The sequence below is a fragment of the Candidatus Pelagibacter giovannonii genome, from assembly GCF_012276695.1.
GTDB lineage: Bacteria > Pseudomonadota > Alphaproteobacteria > Pelagibacterales > Pelagibacteraceae > Pelagibacter > Pelagibacter giovannonii.
On sequence record NZ_CP038852.1, the window covers coordinates 1,320,386 to 1,335,247 of the forward strand.

The window sequence follows — 14,862 nt, forward strand, 5'->3', positions numbered from 1 at the left end:
TTATCAGTATATTTTATTTAGTAGAATATATTTAATTAAAGTAATATCTGTGAATTAAGTAATTAATTTCAATATATTTTTTGCAGGATTTGTTTTTTTAATCCAATCTTGAGGAATACCTTTTAAGCCTTTATACGCTGCAAAATAAGCACCCACAAAATTAGCACGGGAACAATTACATCCACCAGCTTTAATTGTTTTAATAATTGCAGTTTTAAAATTTTTAGAGGTAATAATTGCATGTATTGACCCATTAAAAGTACCAGGATAACTGCACGCCTTACCAAATTTTTTTACAACAAAATTGTGAGGTTTTGACTTTATTTTCTTAACCTTTTTTATGTTTTCAATAACGTTTTTGAAATATTTATTTTTTATATTTTTTCTTAAAAAAGTACTAATAGGATCTTTGTCTCCTTTATCGGCTAATTCAATAATCTTAAGTTTTGCCATAGCAAATTGTTCACTAATTTTGCCATTAGCAACTGTTCTTATAATTTTTTTTGTTTTTTGGTCAGAATTATTTGAAAAATAAAAAGGTAGACTTGCGCAATATCCATCAGACTCGTTAACTTTAATTCCACCAGTAATAGTTTTTTTTAATTTAATATTTTTAATAGTTTCTAAGATATTTTGATGGATCCAAGGACCTTTCATCGCTGTTTTCCATTTAATCTTTTTGTATTTCTTTCTTAAAGATAAGTTTTTCCAGTACTTTGAACCTGGTCCAAAATTTTTGACAATATTCTTTTTAAAAAGTTTAATGACTTCTTTATGATTAGTTGTCTTAGTTAATGTTTTAAACATCACCTGACCTACATCATTGTATCCAGAAACTTCACCAGTTTTAATAGAGTAAAATGGAGACCTATTTTGTTTAAAGAAAGCAATATCTTTTTTTCCTTTGATATAAGAACTGAGTTTTTTTTTATCATACACCCAATGTAAAGGTCTTGCTGCTGCATCTGCAACAGTTGCACCAAGAAATATATGTAATTTATCAAACATGAATAACTAATACTTTATTTGAATAAAAGTTAAAATGTTTTAAATTAAATAATGTTAAGTATAAAAAATTGGGATAACAATACTTGGATTTCATCTAGAAAATATATTAAGTCCTTCAATAATTTTTTGGTAAAACAAAAAAAATTAACTAAACGCTCAAAAATTTTAGATATTGGATGTGGTCGTGGTAAGATAATAGGTTCACTATCTTCTAAACTCAAATTAGTAAATAAGCCCATCGGACTTGATATTGAAAAACATAAGGATTTTGACAAAAGAATTTCCTTTAAAAAAACAAATGCAATTAAATATCTTACGAATAACAAAAAGAAATTTGATTTAATATTAATCAAACAAACCATTCATTTTTTTAATTTAAGAGAAATTATGAAGATATTAAGATTTTCACATGATAGTTTAGAAGCAGGAGGGGTTATTTTAATTTTAACTTTAGATACAAAAAACAATGAAATTCCTACATTTTTTTTAATGAAGCAAAAACTTAACCATTCATTTAAAAGAGATAATCTTATTTGGAAAAAACTACTTCAACTTAATATTAATAAAAATATCACTAAATTTAATTTTAAAGTGAATGTTAAAAAAAACACATATTTAAAGATGATAAAGCAGCGTTATATATCTACTTTATTAAAATTTAACTCACTTCAAATTTCTAAAGGAATTAATGAGATTAATCTTAAATATAAAAAAAACATCTTATTTAATGATAAACTCAAATGTATAATATTTAAAAAAGTTTAAAGAATTCTTTTTAAGATATTTTCTTTTAAAAAAAATTTATGAAATAATACCGCTAAAATATGCAATGTAATTAATCCAATCAATGTATAATTAGCAAATATATGTATTGAATAAAACTGCTCAGAAAGTTCATAATTATAAGTTAAATTAATTTTTTTAAAAAAAATAATCAGGCTTTCACCATTAAATAATTTCTTTAAGACACCTGAGGATGTGACTGTTAATAAAGTTAAATATAATAATAGGTGATTTAATTTTGATATAAATTTTTGCCCCACAAATGCACTACCTTTAAAATCAGGTGCTGGTGTGAGTAATTTAGAAATTAACCTTACTAGGGTTATATAAAATATGATTAACCCAAATAATATATGATAATTTTCTATGTCAATCCTAGTTTGATCAAAGTCTAAATCTACCAAATAAAAGCCAAGTGGTATTTGAATTAGTAATCCTGCGGCAGTTAGCCAGTGGAATAATTTGCTGAGTAATCCATATTTTAATTTATTATTTAATAAAGACATGATTAAATTAAACATATTATGATAAAAATTAAAAATACTTTATTTTTTATCTTTATATTATTTTATAGTTTCAGTGCTTTTTCTGAGCAAACTGTAGAAGAGATCATTAAAGAAAGAAAATCTATTTTTAGTAAAAATTATAAAACTGCTAAAAGAGTTCAAAGTCTTGCTTCTAATGGAGATATAGATGAAGCAAAAAAACTAATGATTGTAATGAGTGATAATTATAAAAGATTATTAGATCTTTTTCCTGAAAACTCAAAAGTAGGATTTGGAACAGAAGCTTTGCCTTCTATTTGGGAAAATAAAGATGAATTTAATTTATTAATGACAAAAGCTTCAAGTAATATGATTGAGCTAACGTCTGTTATTGATGATACAGAAGATGTGAGGGCAACTCTTGGAAAATATATGTGGAGTAGCTGTAAGTCTTGTCACTCAAGATTTAGAGCCGAACATTAAGATTTAGTTGTTTGTATTTGAAAATTTTAATATTGTTAAATCATAAATGTCTGCCGTATTACCAAAATCAGCAAAAGTAGTAGTTATAGGAGGAGGTGTTGCTGGTTGTTCTGTTGCTTATCACCTTGCAAAATATGGTTGGAAAGATACGGTATTATTAGAAAGAGATCAGTTAACTTCAGGAACTACTTGGCATGCAGCAGGTCTTGTGGGTCAATTAGGAGCTTCATCTACCATTACTCGTCTTAGAAAATATTCATTAAATCTTTATAAAGAATTAGAAAAAAAAACTGGATTATCAACTGGATTAAAACAAAATGGAGCAATCACAGTTGCAAGTACACCTGAAAGGTTACAAGAATTATTAAGACAAGCAACAGCTGCACAATTATTTGACGTAAATGTTGAAAGTGTTAATAAACAAAGAATAAAAGAACTCTATCCCGTTATAAATGATGAAGACATTTTAGGTGGAGTTTATATGCCAGAAGATGGTCAGGCAGACCCTATAGGAATTACCAATGTATTAGCAAAAGCTGCAAAAATGGAAGGGGCCAAGATATTTGAAAAAACTCCTGTTGAAAAAATATTAGTTAAAGATAAAAAAATTGTTGGTGTTCAAACTAAATCTGGCAAAATTGATTGTGAATACGTCGTAATTGCAACTGGGATGTGGTCTAGACAAATTGGAGAAGATATTGGTGTGAGTATTCCATTATATCCAAATGAACACTTCTATATAATCACAGAACCATTAGATAAGTTACCTAAAAACTTACCAGTTTTAAGAGACTATAATTCCTGTCTTTATTTAAAAGAAGATGCTGGGAAAATGTTAGTTGGGATATTTGAACCTAATGCAAAGCCTGCTTTTAAGGAAAAAGGAGTTGTTCCAGAAGACTTTTCTTTTGGAGAGTTTCCTGATGACTTTGATCACTTTGAACCTTATTTAGAAAAATCATTTCAAAGATTACCCATGTTAGAAACTGCTGGAATTAGAAAATTTTTTTCAGGGCCCGAATCTTTTACCCCAGATACTCAATATCTTTTAGGAGAAACTCAAGAGGTGAATAACCTTTTTACTTGTTGTGGATTTAATAGTATTGGGATTGCAAGTTCAGGGGGTGCAGGTAGAGTTACTGCTGAATGGATGATTAATGGATATATGAATGAAGATTTATTTTTACTAGATATTAAAAGATTTCAAAAATTTCATTCATCTAAAAAATTTATTATGGAAAGAGTAACAGAAACTCTTGGTGACTTATATGGAATGCACTGGCCTTATAAACAGCATAACACTTCAAGAAATCAACGACTATTACCTTATCATGAAGAGTTAAAAAAAGAGGGAGCATGCTTTGGTGTATCGGGTGAATACGAAAGACCTATGTGGTATGCAAAAAATAATGAAAAAGCAGAATACAAATACAGTTTTGATTATCAAAACTGGTACCCTTCAGTTGAATTTGAAACAAAAAATACAATTACAAATGTTGGTTTGTATGAACTCTCTCCCTTTTCAAAATATGAATTAAAAGGAGTGCAAGCTCACAGTGAATTACAAAGAATATGCACAGCTAATATTAAGGATGAAATAGGAAGATCAACTTACACACAAATGCTGAATGAGGCTGGAGGAATTGAAACAGACTTAACTGTTATTTGTATTGATAAAAATAATTTTAGAATAATAAGTTCAGCCGCGACAAGAATTCATGATAAAGCACATATCATAAAAAATTTATCACCCAATTTAGAGTTTAAAGATATTACGGATGATCTTGTTTGTTTAGGAATTTTTGGACCAAAAAGTAGAAACTTAATTTCAAAAATCTCAAATGACGATTTTAGCAATGAAAAATTAAAATTTAGTTATGGAAAATTTGTAACCATTGGCTCAAAAAAAGTTTGGACCCAAAGATTATCTTATGTTGGCGAATTAGGATTTGAACTTTATATAGAAAATAATGATGCTAAAGAAATTTATAAATTAATTGTTAAAGAAGGAAAAAATCACAATTTATCTCATTGTGGGTCACACGCAATGGATACTATGAGAATGGAAAGTGGGTTTTTACATTGGGGCCATGATATTTCACCTGAAGAAAATCAATACGAGGCAGGATTAAATTTTGCAATTAGCTATAAAAAAGAAACCAACTTTATTGGGAAAGAGAGCCTATTAAAAATAAAAGATAAAAAACAGAACAAAAGACTTGTTATGCTATCACTTAAAGATAATAAGCCAGGCACTCCTCTATTATTACATGAAGAGCCAATTTATCTAGAAGACAAAATTATAGGAAGAACAACATCTGGGAATTATTCCTTTAATTATAAAAAAAACCTGTCTTTTGGATATGTAAGTTCATCATATTCAAATGAAGAACTTTCAAAAATGGATATATATATTGAAGTTGCTAAGCAAAAATACCCAGCTCTGGTAGAGATTACCCCTTTAAAAGATAAACAAGCTAGATTTTTATAATTTTAGTTGCCGAGTTAAATAATTGGTGGTTAAATAATCATATGCAAAAAGTGTCTTTTCATAATAGAAAATCAATTGATCAAAATATAAATACAAAAAAATTATCTGAAGCACAGCGTGTAAGTGAAAAACAAGTTGTTGATATCAACAAATTACTTAACAGAGTAAAAATTGATCAAAAAAATGAAACAAAAAGAAAAATCATTTTTTATAGCTCTACTGTATTAGGACTTTCTTTATTAGGAACTTTAATCACAGTCTTAAAGTAAACAATTCATCCAATTACTTGATTGCACTAAAATAAAAATCTATTATAAATCAACAATAATTTATTGGCGGGGTAGCTCAGTCGGTTAGAGCGCAGGACTCATAATTTTTAACATCAATTCCAGTATTACAATTTCATGTTGTTTTTATTAACTAAACAACAAGAAAGGCAGTACCACAAATTGTATAAATTAGTCCTATAAAATATGAACATCTGTGTTTTGGTGTTTTGGCTTTAGTACCATTTCAGTACCACATCAAACATGAGTTGTTATAATTTTATAAGACAGTCTTGCATAGTTATCTGGCGGTACTAGAAATATAATATGAACGACTTGAGAATATGTAGAAGAGGAAATAAATACGCAATTCAAGATTGGTCCAATGTACGAAAACAAATTGGAAAAAAATACTTAACTCAAACTGCTGCTAAAGCTGCATTAAGAAAATTGATTGCAGATGTAGCAACTGAAACTGTTGTAATTTCTGACAGACATAAGGTTAGAGATCTCTATGTAAAATTCCACACTCAAAGAAGTGCAGATGCCGACATAGGCGGAGATCTAACTAAAGAGAGTATCAGAAGGTATGAGGCTTATTGGAGATTATATCTTCATAATACTTTGCCAGATGTTTATCTTGATGAGTTAAAAAATAAAACTGTCGTAAATCTTATTAAAGCTCTTAATGAAAAACATAATCTTCCTTATAGAACTGTTTGGAATATTGTTTCAGCTTTTAAAACTTTTGTAAGATGGTGTATCAAAGAAGATATAATTGCTACTTCTCCAGTTCTTTTATTTAGCTGGGATGACCATAAACATTTAAGACCTAGAGATAGTGGACAAATTAGAAAAAAAGAAACTGCATTAATATCTCAAGAACAATGCCAGGATCTAATTGATAATTTATTATTAAATAAAGATAAGGATTGGCTATCTAGTTTTAAATTAATGATAGTTGCTGCATTAGCTTTTACTGGTTTAAGATTAAGTGAACTGATTGGTGTTACTTATGACAAAATAGATATTGGTAATCAGCAAATTATGATTGATGGTCATTATGATTTTAGACAAGGTTTTAGAGTTAATAAAACTAAAAATAATGGATCTAATAGACAGATAGATATTGTTGATGAGTTTCTTCCGCTGCTTAAATGGTGGATGTATCTTAACAGAAGTCATCCTAGTAATTATTTGTTTCCAGCAACTAGAGGTAAAGGACCACTTTCTGAAAAGAAAATTAGAGAGACTTGTTGGAAAACTTATGCTGAAAATGGTTTAGCTGTTATAAAAGAATTTACAATGCCATCTGGTGGCAAGTATATGAAAGTTATAAGCAGTCCACTTAAAGGTGCACCTACAAAAACATTTAGACATTTTGTGGCTACATCATTAATTAATGCTATGGAAGCAGATCCATCACTTAATAAAAATAATGTGAGAAAAGCTTTAGGTCATGATCTATTTTCTACTACAGAAGAGATCTATGGAAAGCATCACATGACAATTCCTTATGCAAAAAAAGTTAAAGTAAGAAATGCTATTGGAACTGCGATTGGATTGAAAATTACAAATTAATATAAATAGATATTATTATTAACATCATAAAGAAAGCTATAGGCATTACTTCTTTTTTAGAAGTTCTGCTTGTAGGTGTTCTTTAAAGATTTCGTTATCTTTTTTTAGTTGGAATATTTCTTTGTCTTTATTAGTAATTGATTTATGCAGCTCTCCATTCATATATTGATGCTGCTTTTCTATGTTAGCCATTTCAGCATTATCCTTTTCTAATTTTTCTATTTTCTGATTTAATGCAGCAATAATATTTTGATGTTTTGTATGCAGTATTATCGTATCTTTTAAGTTATTCGCTAGCTTACTCATTAGGCTCATCCTTTGCCTTATCAGCATCCTCAATTATCTCATCATAAACCAAGTCATATAATCCATTCGGATTTTCAACAAAGGCTATTTCTTTTTTCGTTTCTTTTATTAATTCTTTACAATGATCTTTAGCTTGCTCCAGGACAACTGTAAGATTAGGAAAGTTTGAAGGATATACTCCATAAATATATAAATCATTTATAGCTGCTGCTACTCTACTTAATCCTTGGTATCTTCTTTTTAATCTTTGGACCTTACTATCTATAGGTAAGTTATGCGGTATATCACTCATCTACTTTTTTCCATTTTGTATTTATAATTTTAATTTCAAGATCTTTTACTTCTTGAGAAACAGCATCTGTTCCTTCTTGAGCTTTCTCTTCGCTTGAGAAATGCTCCTCCATAACAAACTCTGCTTCTCCAGTTGTAGTTTTAATTATTTTCATTCTGAAATTCTTTCCTTCTCATCTGCCTATGCAGCTCTTCTTTTTCAGAAAGTCCATACTGTGGATTTTCAATAATCTTATCTCCAAGATCTTTTGTGTATCTAACAATAGGATCATAGTCGGTCATGATTATATTTTTGATCTCTAATGCACCAGCCATCACACCAGGTTTAACTTCTGGCTGTACTTTAATAATAGTACACCAATGAGTGGCTCTATCTGGATCTGTCTGTTGCTGTATTTCTATTTCAACAAAATCAGTTTTTATAATAGACATTATTTATCCTCCAAAAGTGCATCATATGTAGCTCTCATTTTAGGATCATGCTCAAGCTGCGATAAAGGCATTGGATATTCATCTGCAAAATCTTCATATTTACTTGCATCAAATGTTGGATCAACTTGTTTTGATTGAGTAGATCTATGGATAAAACCTGGATCTAAAAGATCATTCGGAGTTACCTTATAAAAATCTGCAATCATTTTAAGTCGATAAGCTGTAGGCATATTTAATCCGCCTTCATACTTTTGCATTTGTTGGAAGGTTACACCTATTGCATGTGCACAAACTTTTTGAGGTTTAAATTTTCTTAATCTACAAAATCTAATATTGCCTCCAAGCATGTGAGCAAAATTCATGTAGGCTTCATCTCTAATTGCTTTCATTAGTAACCTCCATAAATTCTTTAATTTGTGATCGAATTGCTGGTACATTTAATTCAGCAGTTCTTTCAGCAGTTGCTTTAAAGCAAGCATCTGGCATTTGTTGAAATTTAGTGTGCATGTTTAAGAAGTAACCAACTTTGCCATTTCTTTTTTTTAAGTACCATGCGGTGTTATCTAGTCTTTGATATAGTCCAGTTGTTGGATCAAAGAATTTTTGTGGTTGTAAGCTACAATAGCTTTCTCTATCTTTTCTCATATTAAATCCTCCAGTAATGAGTTTCTGATTAATGATGTTGCAAGGACTGAATTTAGTCTTGCAGCGATAAGTGGTGCGAGCTCTATTGCTTCGCCATGATTTGATAATAAGGATAATTCTTTGTGTGAAAGAATATGTTGGTCAAAATCTGATTTATTCATTTTGATTGAGATACTTTTAATTAGTCTTGCAAATTCTTTTGTCTGTTCATCAACAGCTTTATTTTCTGATCCAGGAAATTTAATTATGTTCTGGTGGATCTGATTTTCGGATTTCATCTTTTAACCATTCCTTGTATTCGTTATAAAATTTTTCATCTTTTTCAAAAGTGGATCTACCATTAAGTTCTTGGTTTAGTTTCCACACTTGATAAGTCATCTTCTTCAGACTTTTTGTGCATGTCATGTGCTTGAACAATGTATGCTAAAGCATCATCGTAACTATCCTCTTTGAATTTATGTGTTGATCTAATTATTTTTGCTTGAGCATAAAGTAATGGAACTTGCCATCCTTCAATTGGAGAAATCAAATGCTTGTCCAGTAGTATGGACCAAGAAGAAGCAATGCGCTGCATGTTTTCCTCAAATGATCCATACTGATCTTGTCTGGATAGCTCTAGCTCTTCTAATCGGTTATGAAGATTTTTTCTTGTCATCCTTAACCTTGTAGACTTCATGAGCTTTCTGAATATAGAACTCAACAGTTTTAGACATACTTATTGGTAGCTCAAACTTTTTTTGAGAAAGTTCTTCTAGCAACTGATAAGTCTTAATGTTGATAGCCACACTTTTAAATTTGTCTGGGTTCACTTTAAGCCTCCAATTCTGCTGGATTAAAAGCAGTAGCATCATTGGCATCTTCAGCTGGTTCAACTCTATAAAAAGTATAAAAAGTTGTTCCTTCTGGCATCTTGCCTTTGCCACTAGCTTTTTGTTGGTAAGCTCCGAAACGATGTTTAACTCCATCGACAACGATAGTTCCAGACATGTCGTAACTACTAGGACTTTTTTTATTTGTTGCTATGAAAGCAGCTCCTAGATCTGGTCTTTCTTTAGCTGGTGCAGCAGTTGCTGCGGTATCAAAATCTGACATGGTTATATAACTCCTTTGGTTTGCAGATTAGTTTTGTAAGTTTGGAAATCTTCCATAAATGTTGTGTAAGCAATTGGATTTTTTAATTTCAATTCACTTAACATCGGTTTATTTTTAGATAACCATTCTTGGTAAGATCCTTTGTGAGACACAGCTTCTAAATCTTTTAAAGCTGTTTGGATCTTTTTGTCTTGCTGCAATATTGCAGTTGAAACTTCTTCAGCAGATGCAATTCCATCTGAAATAAAGCCTAGAAATGCAAGAGCTCTACCGATTGCAGATGTTTCGCAATTCTCCAAAGCACTTGTCATATTGATTTTTGATGCTGTTCTTTTCTCTTCAGCATGACCAGTAGCAACATGTTTATCATCAATAAAAATGTCTGCTTGCATGACAACACTATCTTTGTCCATATGTTGGATCTTCGAAATGATGTCCATTGCAGAGCCTAATACTCTTCTAGCTACTGCTATTCTTAATGATACTTGAGCATAACTTTTGCCATGTATCGAAATGGTATTGCCATCCAATGATTTTTTAAATTCATTAACAGCTAGGACCAGCTTATCTTTTATATCAGCCATAAGGTTATACCTCCTATAAATATGATGAATGAAGCTGATAAAACTCTTCTCTTCATCTGGTTTTTTTTCTTATCCAATTTAATCTGGATGTGAAAATCTTTTAAATTCATGAAAGCTTCCATATTGATTTAGCTTCTTTTAATAATTCTGTAGGCATTCCATTCCAAGCAAAAGGATGGTCCAGGTTCATATCCATTAAAGATGCTGCACCTTCAATAATTTCCATTTTAGATCTGTCTTGAAATAAAGCTAAAATTGCTTCTCTTCTTCTGAAAGTATTAAACATTATTTGTAAATTTCTTTTCATACCTTCGACTGTTAAGTGATGACAGTTAGTGCTATCAAAAATAGTGTAACCAGTTTTAGTTGCGTAAAGTAAATATGCTGGAACTTTAAAATCAAAGTGTGCTGCATAGGTTGCTACCTGGACACAATGATTAAAACTAGCGGCAGCTGGAACAGAGGAAACAAGAAAACTCCTATTACCATCCTTTTTGACTTTTCCGAGACGAGACCATTTAGTTTTAAGTTCAATAATTTTATGTGGAAAGGCATCTTGCGATGTCGGATTTATCTCATGAGGAGCTTTACCGAACACATTACTCTTACCGAAATCAAAATCTATTCTTCCAACAGTAGGTAACAACGGAGATGAAAAACCTTCTGGTTGGTCGATTGATATTTGTCTCTCACAAGTAATCGGACTTGCCACCGCTAGTTCTGTTAAGCCAGCATTTGCATTATGCAAAACTTCTGGGATCTCTTCTAAATATCTATATTTTTTATCGCTATCCTTTTCATCTTGAGGTGCGTATTCTTTTAAATTTTCTATCTCCTCCTGGAGAGCTGCATCCAATGTCATTTTCTCATTTGGCATTGCTGCTACTTTTCTCTTTACTGGATGTAATCTATAAACTGTATCGGCATAAACTTTTGACAAAGTATCTCCAATAATTTTTCCACTTTCCATCGCTGCATTTGATGGCAATAATTCTCTTCTTAATTTTTGTGTCATGAAACAATATTTGAATAACCAGGCTGCATCTGGAATTACAAATTGAGTTGGGGAGTAATGATTGATTTCTAAAGTTCTAGCAAAAAGAGGAAGTGTCTTTTGTAGTTCTGCTGCTAATGGATCTGCTACTAAAGTTTGTGATTTTATTATCATGTAACCACATATAATCTCTCTTACTTATATGTAAAGTGATGTGTGCGATTTGGATAAACTTTAATGTCTATTTAGGCAGCTTCGACTGTTTCGGAAAGTTCGACACATTCGACAAATTAGTGCCAGCTTTTACTTGGTTTTGTTTGTACTTTAATTTAATTTTACTTGTTTTGTTCTTCCACTCATCAAGATCAGTTTGATAAAAAACTTGTTTAAAAAATAAAATTTTAAATTTAGGTCTTAAATTTTCTGGCAATGGACATTTATCAGATAGGTAATGTAAAAAAGTTGTTCTTGGTAATCCAATATATCTAGCTGCACCAGCCGCTGTTGTATATTCATTTTTATTTTCATCCAATTTCCAGATCATTATTTTTTACCACCATGAATTATTTTTAATGCAGCATCTACTGGAGCTCTAGTAGCTTTACTAAATAAACTTTTTTTAGCTTCCATTGTTTCATTTTCAATTTGTTTTTGGACTTCTTTAATTTTATTCATTAATTCTTGAGTTGCTTTTTCTTGCTCTTCTGAAATCTTTTTTAAAGTTTGTTCAGCTGCTTTTTTTGCTTTAACAGAATACTCTGCATATTTCATAGCTTCTGCTTTTTGTTCCGCTTCTTTTTTATATTTTGCTTTTAAAACTTCCATTTCTGATCTTAATAATTCTTCTTGTCTAACTGTTGCTTCTTCTGGAATTTTATTTTTTAATTTTGTTTGGTCCACAACTGCATCTGGATTTAAAACTAAAATAATTGGAGAAACAAATAATGGCTCAAAGTTTTTTAAAATATATTTTTCTTTAGCAAAAGGATCTGGATTTAATAAATTACTTTCTCCTTGATTTTCTTCATACAATCCAAAATAAAATCTTTCTTCAGTAGCATCTGTAAATTCTTCTGGTCCAGCCAATGCTTCAAGACCAACTACACACAATTGATTTAAAATATTTTGTTCTTTTTCAGTACCTCTATAATAAAAAGCAATTTTATTATTATACATAGATCCTTTAGCTTCCACTTTGATAGCTTTAATATCAGATCTAAATATATCTCTTGGTACAACAACTGTTTCTAAATTTTCATCTGCTGCATAACTGAAAAGTCTGCCTGGTGCATAATCATCTTCAAGTGCAGTAGATTTTAATAAATTACATTTACTCCAAACTGGAATAGATTTTTTTTCAAACATTAAATCAACTGGATCACAATTTAATTTTTTTGCATATTCAATAGCAACATCTCTTGATATTTCTCTTGAGTTTTTTCCACCTCTTACATGATGATATAAAGTAGCTGATTTAATACCAGTTTTTTCAGCAAATTGTCTTGTTGATGTACCAGTTTGACTTATTGCTCTTCCTAATAATGTATGTGGAGATCCAAAAAAATGATCTTGAGCCATAAATTTTGTTGTTTTAAATTCATGAACAAATCTTTTTTCCATGTTGTGAGCTGCTTGTGGATTTTTTTTTCTTTCAATAATCGATAGAGCTCTTTTATAAACAATTCCTTCTTCTCCATATAAATGAAGTTTCTTTTGATCTGATTGTTTTTGATTTGTTTTTAATTTGTAGGTAAATAAAACATCTGTCATTGGAGAGCCAAGCAAGCCTTTTGGAGCTGTTTTTACAATTGCAAAATCTTCTAGCTCTGAAACTGTGTTCCAATCTCCTAATCTTTTCTCTTCTAATATATTATCAGACATTGGAATACTTCTATCATTCAACCTAGAAAAGTAAATAGTTTATCCATATCGCACACATAAGTGTTGACTATCTATCTGGCGATATTAAAGCCTTATAAATGCCTAGAAAACAGTATTTTGACCAATTAGTTAGTCCTTTTAGCTACTGGCATCGGAATTGTCATAATGGTGTTGCTTATACAGATCTGGATATGCTCTCTATTTGTCCAGCTTGTGCTCAACCATTGCTCCTGGCGGACCATATTTATAACAAAGATAATCAGTTCAGATCTAAATCTCCATGGCTTTATAAACCATATAAATTTATGGCTTTGAAGGCTGAAATACCATTTTTTACTATTTGGTACACAGTTGATGAGAATACTGAAAACAGAGAAATCACTCAATTTCACATACAGAACCAGCTCTCACATGGACAGAGAAGAGCATTAACTCCAGATCAGATGTTGGAGTACCTAGAATGGAAAGTGCAACAACATATTCCAGCATGTACTGCAAAAAAATATTTATTGAAAAGAATTACAGAAAATAATCAACACAATCAAAACTTCACAAGGAGGAGTAATTATGTCAAAATTTTATCTAACTGATCCAAATATTTTAGAAGCAGATCTAAATTATCAAGAGTTCAAAATTTATCATTACTTATGCAAGAATTATAATGTTCTTAAAAAAACCGCCTATGTAAGAATTGTAGATATTGCTGGACTACATCAATTAACAAAAGATGAGGTAGAAAAAATCTTAATTAAATTTAGCCAGATTAAAGTCAATGATCTGCCATTAATAAGTATGACAAAAGATAAGTACATCACATTTGATATGCCAAGCCATAAAAAGTTTTTAGAAGATGTAGGATTTAAAAAGTTTTCAAACAAAGGCTTCCAGGCAATCAATGGTCATTTGAAACAAGTCCACCAGGCGGAGTTTAATAAAGTTTATTTATTTCCAACATTAGATCAGCATGAGCTCTACGATCAATTAGAAGATATGCCAACTGAAGAACTTAAAAAATATAAATCAAGTCAATTTCAATATCCATGGGTTTTAAGAGATGTCATCAAAAATAGAGCATGAAGTAGATCACTATCTGTATGTAAGAAGGAATATAGTTAATATTCTTTATGATGCAGCTATAGCAGAGAGATTTATCCGCAAGCCAAATAATAATAGATGTCCTAGTATGTACCAGGCATTAGAAACTTATTACGATAAAAAAGATTGGGGTTTTCATGTTGAGAATAAGTTGAAATTAAGAGGCACTCCAAGACAAATGCAAAACTATGAAACAGCAATTGATTTGCTATTGCTTATTGAAACAGATGTATCAGAAGATCCTTTACTCATGAGAAAAATATATTGGATGAGAGCTAACAGAAATAAATGGACCAGCATTGGTAAATACTTTGGCTTCCATAGAACAACTGTTAAACGAATGTATGAGAAGGTATTAGATAAGCTATCAAATAAAATTATTGCAACAAGTGTTGACATTATAACCAAAAAGTTTAGTTAATTAGTTAATCCTCAAATATTTTTA

Annotated in this window: 24 protein-coding genes; 8 read left to right on the forward strand and 16 right to left on the reverse strand. The window is 30.3% G+C overall.

Annotated elements, in window-relative coordinates; genetic code table 11:
- Positions 1 to 54: 54 nt before the first annotated feature.
- Positions 55 to 1,008, reverse strand: a complete 954-nt coding sequence (locus E5R92_RS07115; RefSeq protein ID WP_168607392.1) for an ADP-ribosylglycohydrolase family protein — start codon at positions 1,006 to 1,008, stop codon at positions 55 to 57.
- Between the two features lie 51 nt (positions 1,009 to 1,059).
- On the opposite strand from E5R92_RS07115, the gene E5R92_RS07120 reads away from it, so the two are divergent.
- Positions 1,060 to 1,773 (forward strand): class I SAM-dependent methyltransferase, encoded by a 714-nt coding sequence (locus E5R92_RS07120; RefSeq protein WP_168607393.1) that lies wholly within the window; start codon positions 1,060 to 1,062, stop codon positions 1,771 to 1,773.
- Here E5R92_RS07120 and E5R92_RS07125 read toward each other — a convergent pair.
- Positions 1,770 to 2,297: a cytochrome b gene (locus E5R92_RS07125; RefSeq protein ID WP_229704532.1), complete on the reverse strand. Its 528-nt coding sequence runs from the start codon at positions 2,295 to 2,297 to the stop codon at positions 1,770 to 1,772. The two genes, E5R92_RS07120 and E5R92_RS07125, sit on opposite strands and share 4 nt — an antisense overlap.
- Before the next feature lie 18 nt (positions 2,298 to 2,315).
- On the opposite strand from E5R92_RS07125, the gene E5R92_RS07130 reads away from it, so the two are divergent.
- The 4 genes from E5R92_RS07130 (at position 2,316) to E5R92_RS07145 (ending at position 7,097) form a co-directional block, all read left to right on the forward strand.
- A complete protein-coding gene (locus tag E5R92_RS07130; protein WP_168607395.1) occupies positions 2,316 to 2,759 on the forward strand; it encodes a cytochrome c in 444 nt (147 codons plus the stop codon).
- A 46-nt stretch (positions 2,760 to 2,805) separates the two neighbouring features.
- On the forward strand, positions 2,806 to 5,250 hold the full coding sequence (locus tag E5R92_RS07135) for a GcvT family protein (RefSeq protein WP_168607396.1): 2,445 nt from the start codon (positions 2,806 to 2,808) through the stop codon (positions 5,248 to 5,250).
- Between the two features lie 41 nt (positions 5,251 to 5,291).
- Positions 5,292 to 5,519 carry a hypothetical protein gene (locus E5R92_RS07140; protein WP_168607397.1) on the forward strand — a complete coding sequence of 76 codons (228 nt, stop codon included), beginning with the start codon at positions 5,292 to 5,294 and terminating at the stop codon, positions 5,517 to 5,519.
- 324 nt (positions 5,520 to 5,843) lie between these two features.
- Complete coding sequence (locus tag E5R92_RS07145; protein ID WP_168607398.1) at positions 5,844 to 7,097, forward strand: tyrosine-type recombinase/integrase; 1,254 nt, start codon at positions 5,844 to 5,846, stop codon at positions 7,095 to 7,097.
- Positions 7,098 to 7,142: 45 nt separating this feature from the next.
- On the opposite strand, the gene E5R92_RS07150 is transcribed toward E5R92_RS07145, so the two are convergent.
- From E5R92_RS07150 to E5R92_RS07215, 14 genes are all read right to left on the reverse strand, one after another.
- Positions 7,143 to 7,403: a hypothetical protein gene (locus tag E5R92_RS07150; protein ID WP_168607399.1), complete on the reverse strand. Its 261-nt coding sequence runs from the start codon at positions 7,401 to 7,403 to the stop codon at positions 7,143 to 7,145.
- Positions 7,396 to 7,695, reverse strand: a complete 300-nt coding sequence (locus tag E5R92_RS07155; RefSeq protein ID WP_168607400.1) for a hypothetical protein — start codon at positions 7,693 to 7,695, stop codon at positions 7,396 to 7,398. The genes E5R92_RS07150 and E5R92_RS07155 overlap by 8 nt, the downstream gene beginning before the upstream one ends.
- Positions 7,688 to 7,849, reverse strand: coding sequence for a hypothetical protein (locus tag E5R92_RS07160; protein ID WP_168607401.1), 162 nt, complete (start codon positions 7,847 to 7,849; stop codon positions 7,688 to 7,690). Before E5R92_RS07160 ends, E5R92_RS07155 begins: the two co-directional genes overlap by 8 nt.
- Positions 7,836 to 8,126, reverse strand: coding sequence for a hypothetical protein (locus tag E5R92_RS07165; protein ID WP_168607402.1), 291 nt, complete (start codon positions 8,124 to 8,126; stop codon positions 7,836 to 7,838). Before E5R92_RS07165 ends, E5R92_RS07160 begins: the two co-directional genes overlap by 14 nt.
- Positions 8,126 to 8,515, reverse strand: coding sequence for a helix-turn-helix domain-containing protein (locus tag E5R92_RS07170; protein WP_168607403.1), 390 nt, complete (start codon positions 8,513 to 8,515; stop codon positions 8,126 to 8,128). Before E5R92_RS07170 ends, E5R92_RS07165 begins: the two co-directional genes overlap by 1 nt.
- Complete coding sequence (locus tag E5R92_RS07175; protein ID WP_168607404.1) at positions 8,502 to 8,771, reverse strand: hypothetical protein; 270 nt, start codon at positions 8,769 to 8,771, stop codon at positions 8,502 to 8,504. The genes E5R92_RS07170 and E5R92_RS07175 overlap by 14 nt, the downstream gene beginning before the upstream one ends.
- Complete coding sequence (locus tag E5R92_RS07180) at positions 8,768 to 9,049, reverse strand: hypothetical protein (protein WP_168607405.1); 282 nt, start codon at positions 9,047 to 9,049, stop codon at positions 8,768 to 8,770. The genes E5R92_RS07175 and E5R92_RS07180 overlap by 4 nt, the downstream gene beginning before the upstream one ends.
- 62 nt (positions 9,050 to 9,111) lie before the next feature.
- Positions 9,112 to 9,426 (reverse strand): DUF6378 domain-containing protein, encoded by a 315-nt coding sequence (locus E5R92_RS07185; RefSeq protein ID WP_168607406.1) that lies wholly within the window; start codon positions 9,424 to 9,426, stop codon positions 9,112 to 9,114.
- A complete protein-coding gene (locus E5R92_RS07190; protein WP_168607407.1) occupies positions 9,404 to 9,580 on the reverse strand; it encodes a hypothetical protein in 177 nt (58 codons plus the stop codon). The genes E5R92_RS07185 and E5R92_RS07190 overlap by 23 nt, the downstream gene beginning before the upstream one ends.
- Before the next feature lies 1 nt (position 9,581).
- Positions 9,582 to 9,863 carry a hypothetical protein gene (locus tag E5R92_RS07195; protein ID WP_168607408.1) on the reverse strand — a complete coding sequence of 94 codons (282 nt, stop codon included), beginning with the start codon at positions 9,861 to 9,863 and terminating at the stop codon, positions 9,582 to 9,584.
- A 2-nt stretch (positions 9,864 to 9,865) separates the two neighbouring features.
- A complete protein-coding gene (locus E5R92_RS07200) occupies positions 9,866 to 10,447 on the reverse strand; it encodes a hypothetical protein (RefSeq protein WP_168607409.1) in 582 nt (193 codons plus the stop codon).
- 106 nt (positions 10,448 to 10,553) lie between these two features.
- The gene (locus tag E5R92_RS07205) at positions 10,554 to 11,615 is read right to left on the reverse strand and encodes a hypothetical protein (RefSeq protein ID WP_168607410.1); all 1,062 of its coding nucleotides are present in this window, start codon (positions 11,613 to 11,615) and stop codon (positions 10,554 to 10,556) included.
- A 67-nt stretch (positions 11,616 to 11,682) separates the two neighbouring features.
- Positions 11,683 to 11,985, reverse strand: coding sequence for a hypothetical protein (locus E5R92_RS07210; RefSeq protein WP_168607411.1), 303 nt, complete (start codon positions 11,983 to 11,985; stop codon positions 11,683 to 11,685).
- The gene (locus tag E5R92_RS07215) at positions 11,985 to 13,322 is read right to left on the reverse strand and encodes a hypothetical protein (RefSeq protein ID WP_168607412.1); all 1,338 of its coding nucleotides are present in this window, start codon (positions 13,320 to 13,322) and stop codon (positions 11,985 to 11,987) included. Before E5R92_RS07215 ends, E5R92_RS07210 begins: the two co-directional genes overlap by 1 nt.
- 98 nt (positions 13,323 to 13,420) lie before the next feature.
- Between E5R92_RS07215 and E5R92_RS07220 the strand changes: the two genes are divergently transcribed.
- The 3 genes from E5R92_RS07220 to E5R92_RS07230 are packed head-to-tail and all read left to right on the forward strand — an operon-like array spanning position 13,421 to position 14,838.
- Positions 13,421 to 13,912 carry a hypothetical protein gene (locus E5R92_RS07220; protein ID WP_168607413.1) on the forward strand — a complete coding sequence of 164 codons (492 nt, stop codon included), beginning with the start codon at positions 13,421 to 13,423 and terminating at the stop codon, positions 13,910 to 13,912.
- The gene (locus E5R92_RS07225; RefSeq protein ID WP_168607414.1) at positions 13,890 to 14,399 is read left to right on the forward strand and encodes a hypothetical protein; all 510 of its coding nucleotides are present in this window, start codon (positions 13,890 to 13,892) and stop codon (positions 14,397 to 14,399) included. The genes E5R92_RS07220 and E5R92_RS07225 overlap by 23 nt, the downstream gene beginning before the upstream one ends.
- Complete coding sequence (locus tag E5R92_RS07230) at positions 14,377 to 14,838, forward strand: DUF6362 family protein (RefSeq protein WP_168607415.1); 462 nt, start codon at positions 14,377 to 14,379, stop codon at positions 14,836 to 14,838. The genes E5R92_RS07225 and E5R92_RS07230 overlap by 23 nt, the downstream gene beginning before the upstream one ends.
- Positions 14,839 to 14,862: the final 24 nt, after the last annotated feature.

What these genes read in the sequence shown, in the direction of transcription:
- E5R92_RS07115 (WP_168607392.1), bottom strand. Translation starts at nt 1,008, where the DNA reads ATGTTTGATAAATTACATATATTTCTTGGTGCAACTGTTGCAGATGCA.
- E5R92_RS07120 (WP_168607393.1), top strand. Translation starts at nt 1,060, where the DNA reads ATGTTAAGTATAAAAAATTGGGATAACAATACTTGGATTTCATCTAGA.
- E5R92_RS07125 (WP_229704532.1), bottom strand. Translation starts at nt 2,297, where the DNA reads ATGTCTTTATTAAATAATAAATTAAAATATGGATTACTCAGCAAATTA.
- E5R92_RS07130 (WP_168607395.1), top strand. Translation starts at nt 2,316, where the DNA reads ATGATAAAAATTAAAAATACTTTATTTTTTATCTTTATATTATTTTAT.
- E5R92_RS07135 (WP_168607396.1), top strand. Translation starts at nt 2,806, where the DNA reads ATGTCTGCCGTATTACCAAAATCAGCAAAAGTAGTAGTTATAGGAGGA.
- E5R92_RS07140 (WP_168607397.1), top strand. Translation starts at nt 5,292, where the DNA reads ATGCAAAAAGTGTCTTTTCATAATAGAAAATCAATTGATCAAAATATA.
- E5R92_RS07145 (WP_168607398.1), top strand. Translation starts at nt 5,844, where the DNA reads ATGAACGACTTGAGAATATGTAGAAGAGGAAATAAATACGCAATTCAA.
- E5R92_RS07150 (WP_168607399.1), bottom strand. Translation starts at nt 7,403, where the DNA reads ATGAGTAAGCTAGCGAATAACTTAAAAGATACGATAATACTGCATACA.
- E5R92_RS07155 (WP_168607400.1), bottom strand. Translation starts at nt 7,695, where the DNA reads ATGAGTGATATACCGCATAACTTACCTATAGATAGTAAGGTCCAAAGA.
- E5R92_RS07160 (WP_168607401.1), bottom strand. Translation starts at nt 7,849, where the DNA reads ATGAAAATAATTAAAACTACAACTGGAGAAGCAGAGTTTGTTATGGAG.
- E5R92_RS07165 (WP_168607402.1), bottom strand. Translation starts at nt 8,126, where the DNA reads ATGTCTATTATAAAAACTGATTTTGTTGAAATAGAAATACAGCAACAG.
- E5R92_RS07170 (WP_168607403.1), bottom strand. Translation starts at nt 8,515, where the DNA reads ATGAAAGCAATTAGAGATGAAGCCTACATGAATTTTGCTCACATGCTT.
- E5R92_RS07175 (WP_168607404.1), bottom strand. Translation starts at nt 8,771, where the DNA reads ATGAGAAAAGATAGAGAAAGCTATTGTAGCTTACAACCACAAAAATTC.
- E5R92_RS07180 (WP_168607405.1), bottom strand. Translation starts at nt 9,049, where the DNA reads ATGAAATCCGAAAATCAGATCCACCAGAACATAATTAAATTTCCTGGA.
- E5R92_RS07185 (WP_168607406.1), bottom strand. Translation starts at nt 9,426, where the DNA reads ATGACAAGAAAAAATCTTCATAACCGATTAGAAGAGCTAGAGCTATCC.
- E5R92_RS07195 (WP_168607408.1), bottom strand. Translation starts at nt 9,863, where the DNA reads ATGTCAGATTTTGATACCGCAGCAACTGCTGCACCAGCTAAAGAAAGA.
- E5R92_RS07200 (WP_168607409.1), bottom strand. Translation starts at nt 10,447, where the DNA reads ATGGCTGATATAAAAGATAAGCTGGTCCTAGCTGTTAATGAATTTAAA.
- E5R92_RS07205 (WP_168607410.1), bottom strand. Translation starts at nt 11,615, where the DNA reads ATGATAATAAAATCACAAACTTTAGTAGCAGATCCATTAGCAGCAGAA.
- E5R92_RS07210 (WP_168607411.1), bottom strand. Translation starts at nt 11,985, where the DNA reads ATGATCTGGAAATTGGATGAAAATAAAAATGAATATACAACAGCGGCT.
- E5R92_RS07215 (WP_168607412.1), bottom strand. Translation starts at nt 13,322, where the DNA reads ATGTCTGATAATATATTAGAAGAGAAAAGATTAGGAGATTGGAACACA.
- E5R92_RS07220 (WP_168607413.1), top strand. Translation starts at nt 13,421, where the DNA reads ATGCCTAGAAAACAGTATTTTGACCAATTAGTTAGTCCTTTTAGCTAC.
- E5R92_RS07225 (WP_168607414.1), top strand. Translation starts at nt 13,890, where the DNA reads ATGTCAAAATTTTATCTAACTGATCCAAATATTTTAGAAGCAGATCTA.
- E5R92_RS07230 (WP_168607415.1), top strand. Translation starts at nt 14,377, where the DNA reads ATGTCATCAAAAATAGAGCATGAAGTAGATCACTATCTGTATGTAAGA.